This window comes from Nostoc cf. edaphicum LEGE 07299, from assembly GCF_015207245.1.
In the GTDB taxonomy this organism is placed as follows: domain Bacteria; phylum Cyanobacteriota; class Cyanobacteriia; order Cyanobacteriales; family Nostocaceae; genus Nostoc; species Nostoc edaphicum_B.
Genome location: NZ_JADEXF010000783.1, coordinates 1 through 3,137, shown reverse-complemented (window position 1 = coordinate 3,137; position 3,137 = coordinate 1). Strand labels below are relative to the sequence as shown.

General features: G+C 44.8%; 2 protein-coding genes. Both read right to left on the bottom strand.

Annotation, left to right across the window (positions count from 1 at the left end; all coding sequences use genetic code 11):
- The coding region (locus tag IQ229_RS20585; protein ID WP_194046922.1) for an acetolactate synthase large subunit at positions 1-1,597 on the bottom strand (1,597 nt) is incomplete at its 3' end.
- Positions 1,598-1,697: 100 nt separating this feature from the next.
- On the bottom strand, positions 1,698-3,065 hold the full coding sequence (locus tag IQ229_RS20580; RefSeq protein WP_194046920.1) for an NAD-dependent succinate-semialdehyde dehydrogenase: 1,368 nt from the start codon (positions 3,063-3,065) through the stop codon (positions 1,698-1,700).
- Positions 3,066-3,137 lie beyond the last annotated feature (72 nt).

Sequence of the window (3,137 nt, the reverse complement as noted above, 5' to 3'; positions counted from 1 at the left end):
TCTCCCGATAATCTACGGCACAATATATACCCGCAGGTACATCTTGAGCGAGGGCTTCTTTCAAAGTGGGAATTAAATCTAAAGCCGATTCAACTCGGTAGCCTTTTAAACCCATACTTTCGGCTAATTTGACGAAATCAGGATTGCTAAAATGCACAAAGGATGAGTTTCCTTTACCAAAGTGATTTTCTTGCTTCCACTCAATTAACCCATAGCCACCATCATTGAAAATTATCGTGACAAAGGGCGTACCGACACGCAAGGCTGTTTCTAATTCCTGAGAATTCATCATAAAGCCGCCATCGCCTGTTACAGCCACGACTTTGCGTTTGGGATGAACCAGTTTTGCTGCTAAAGCGCCAGGAATGGCAATACCCATAGCTGCAAAGCCGTTGGAAATTATGCAAGTATTGGGACTATGGCAATGATAATGACGGGCCATCCACATCTTATGTGCGCCAACATCTGAGATGACGATATCATCAGGGCCCATCACTTGCCGTAAGTCATAAATTAACTTTTGCGGCTTAATGGGAAATCCATCATCATGGGCGTACTGTTCGTAATCAGCCCGAATCTCTGACCTTAAACTGATAGCAAAAGGATCGGGTTTACCTTGTCTATCTGCTAATTTTAAAATTTCATAGAGGGAATCTGAAATATCTCCCACGACTTCGGCGTTGGGAATATAACTACTATCAATCTCCGCCGGACTTACCCCAATATGCACAATGGGAATTTCACCATTACGATTCCATTTCTTGGGGGAAAACTCAATCAAATCATAGCCGATCGCAATTACTAAATCTGTGTTATCAAAGCCACAGGTAATAAAGTCTCTTTGCTGTAATCCCACTGACCACAAAGCTAGTTGATGTGTGTAGGGAATTATGCCTTTACCCATGAAGGTATTGGCAACAGGTATATTCAGTAAGGTGGCAAATTGCGTTACGGCATCACTTGCTTGAGCGCGAATTGCTCCATTTCCAACTAAGATTAATGGGTTAACTGCTTGGCAAATTGCGGCGGCGGCGGCCCGAATGCTAGCAAAAGATGCATAGGTTTTTTCGATATTATCCTTACGCAAAGGTTTGCCTTCGACGGGCATAGCAGCAATATTTTCTGGCAAATCGATGTGAACTGCGCCAGGTTTTTCAGATTGCGATCGCTTAAATGCTTTCCGCACTACTTCGGGTGTAATACTCGGTCGCACAATCTGCTTATTCCACTTGGTAACAGGTGCAAACATTGCCACCAAATCTAAATATTGATGGGATTCAATATGCATTCTATCTGTTCCCACTTGACCGGTAATCGCCACTAAGGGCGCACCATCGAGGTTAGCATCTGCTACCCCAGTCATCAAGTTGGTTGCCCCAGGGCCAAGAGTAGAAAGACACACTCCGGCTTTTCCTGTTAAGCGTCCGTAGACATCGGCCATGAATGCTGCACCCTGTTCATGACGAGTCGTAATAAATTTAATCGAAGAATGTTTTAACGCTTCCAAAACGTGCAGGTTTTCTTCGCCAGGGAGTCCAAAAATATATTGCACTCCTTCATTTTCTAAGCACTGCACCAATAATTCTGCTGTATTCATTTTATTTTCCGACAACTCTATTAACGAATAAGACTTTTGTTCTTTGTCATTAGTCATTTGTCATTTGACCAATGACCAATGACCAATGACCAATGACTAATCATTTAACCCACACGGTTTTAACATTGACAAACTCATGTATACCTTGGATACTCAATTCTCTGCCATATCCAGAACGCTTGATGCCACCAAAGGGCAACCGAGGATCGGATTTAACCATACTGTTGATAAACACGGCACCAGCCTCGATTTCCTCAACCAAGCGATCGCTCTCTTGGTCGTTGGTTGTCCAAGCACTTGCACCTAAGCCAAAGGGACTGTCATTAGCGAGTTTAATAGCAGCATCGATATCTGGAACCCGGAATAACAAGGCTACCGGGCCAAAGAATTCTTCTTTTGCGATTGGTGTGTCGGTGGGGATATCTATGATAATTGTTGGCGGATAAAAGTTTCCCGGACGATCTGATAAAGGATGTCCACCGATGATGACTTTACCACCGCTGCTAATAGCACCTTGCACTTGTTGATCTAAATCCTGGAGAATACCAGGTGTTGCCAGTGGGCCTAAATCGGTATCTGGTTGCATAGGATCGCCAACTTTGAGCGCCTCAAATTTTTCTAAAAGCAATTTTTCAAATTTGTCTGCGATCGCATCTGCGACAATAAAACGTTTCGCTGCAATACATGATTGCCCGTTATTTAACATCCGCGCTGTAGTAGCTGTGACAACTGCTGTCTCTAAGTCAGCACTTTCTAACACAATAAACGGGTCACTTCCTCCTAATTCCAAAACTGTTTTTTTAATTTGTTTGCCGGCGGCGACGGCGAGGGATGCACCGGCTGGTTCGCTTCCGGTCAAGGTGGCAGCTTTTACGCGGTCATCAGCCATTAAATCGGCAACTTTGGCAGCGCCTATTAATAGAGTTTGAAACGCACCTTCAGGAAAACCTGCCCGTCGGATAATATCTTCAATTGCCAAGGCGCACTGCGGCACGTTGGAAGCGTGTTTGAGTAAGCCGACATTTCCCGCCATCAGGGCAGGTGCTGCAAAACGAAACACTTGCCAGAAGGGGAAATTCCACGGCATCACCGCGAGAATCGCACCCATTGGTTGATAACGTACAAAACTCTGGCTGGCATCAGTTTTTACACTGACATCAGCGAGAAAATCAGGGGCGTGTTCGGCGTAGTAACGACAGACGAGGGCGCATTTTTCGACTTCCGCGATCGCAGCTTTAAATGGTTTACCCATTTCTAGAGTCATTAACTTAGCAAATTCTGCTTTGTCTTGCTCTAAAATATCAGCAGCTTTTTGCAGCCAGTGCGATCGTTCAGAGAAACTTGTCTGACGATACTGTTCAAAAGTCTGATTAGCTAAATCGAGTTTAGCGGCAATTTCTGCATCATTGAGCGCCTCAAAGGTTTTGAGCGTCTCCCCAGTGGCGGGATTAATGGTGGCGATCGCCATTACCTGACCTCCCGTTAAAAAATAGCTTCGGTAGGCTTCCTAGTGTTACACAGATCAATTCTGGAAGCTACC

Excerpts from the sequence above, each read along its gene's own strand:
- IQ229_RS20580 (WP_194046920.1), bottom strand. The coding sequence starts at position 3,065 with ATGGCGATCGCCACCATTAATCCCGCCACTGGGGAGACGCTCAAAACC.